Origin of the sequence: Tessaracoccus bendigoensis DSM 12906, assembly GCF_900141915.1 — a bacterium.
GTDB lineage: Bacteria > Actinomycetota > Actinomycetes > Propionibacteriales > Propionibacteriaceae > Arachnia > Arachnia bendigoensis.
In genome coordinates this window covers 1-1,133 of the sequence record NZ_FQZG01000156.1, presented here as the reverse complement: position 1 = coordinate 1,133, position 1,133 = coordinate 1, and the positions used below count along the sequence as shown (strand labels likewise).

General features: G+C 51.9%; 1 rRNA gene. It reads right to left on the bottom strand.

The features are described 5' to 3' along the window. A 23S ribosomal RNA gene (locus BUC15_RS18880) occupies positions 1–1,133 on the bottom strand; the annotation flags it as partial.

The following is a 1,133-nucleotide window of genomic DNA, read 5'->3' as shown; positions in this document are numbered from 1 at the left end:
TTTAGGAGGCGACCGCCCCAGTCAAACTACCCATCAGGCACTGTCCCTGATCCAGATAATGGACCTAAGTTAGATAACCAGAGTGACCAGAGTGGTATTTCAACGATGACTCCACCTGAACTGGCGTCCAAGCTTCAAAGTCTCCCACCTATCCTACACAAGTCACACCGATCACCAATACCAAACTATAGTAAAGGTCCCGGGGTCTTTCCGTCCTGCTGCGCGTAACGAGCATCTTTACTCGTAATGCAATTTCGCCGAGTTCGTGGTGGAGACAGCGCCCAAATCGTTACTCCATTCGTGCAGGTCGGAACTTACCCGACAAGGAATTTCGCTACCTTAGGATGGTTATAGTTACCACCGCCGTTTACTGGGGCTTAAGTTCAAGGCTTCGCCGAAACTAACCCTTCCCCTTAACCTTCCAGCACCGGGCAGGAGTCAGTCCGTATACATCGTCTTACGACTTAGCACGGACCTGTGTTTTTAGTAAACAGTCGCTTGGGCCTGGTCTCTGCGACCCTCAACGCTTTCACAGTAAATGCTATACGTATCAGGTCCCCCTTATCCCGAAGTTACGGGGGTATTTTGCCGAGTTCCTTCACCACGATTCTCTCGATCGCCTTAGTATTCTCTACCTATCCACCTGTGTCGGTTTGGGGTACGGGCGGCTAATATCTCGCTAACGAAGCTTTTCTAGGCAGCATAGGATCACTCTAACGTCAGTAATCTGACGACACATCATGTCTCAGGCACACAGAGCGCGGATTTACCTACACTCCACCCTACACACTTGACCCGGTATAACCATAACCGAGAAGAGCTACCTTCCTGCGTCCCTCCGCAGCTTGCCTAATACGAGATTGGGTCACAGACTCAGCCAGGATCAATCCGAAGACATCACCAGACCTCGCATGCTCAGCATCACTCGATTCAGCACGGACGATATTTCGCCGGTACGGGAATATCAACCCGTTGTCCATCGACTACGCCTGTCGGCCTCGCCTTAGGTCCCGACTTACCCAGGGCAGATTAGCTTGACCCTGGAACCCTTGGATATTCGGCGGACGGGTTTCTCACCCGTCTTTCGCTACTCATGCCTGCATTCTCACTCGTGTGCTCTCCACGACTAGGTC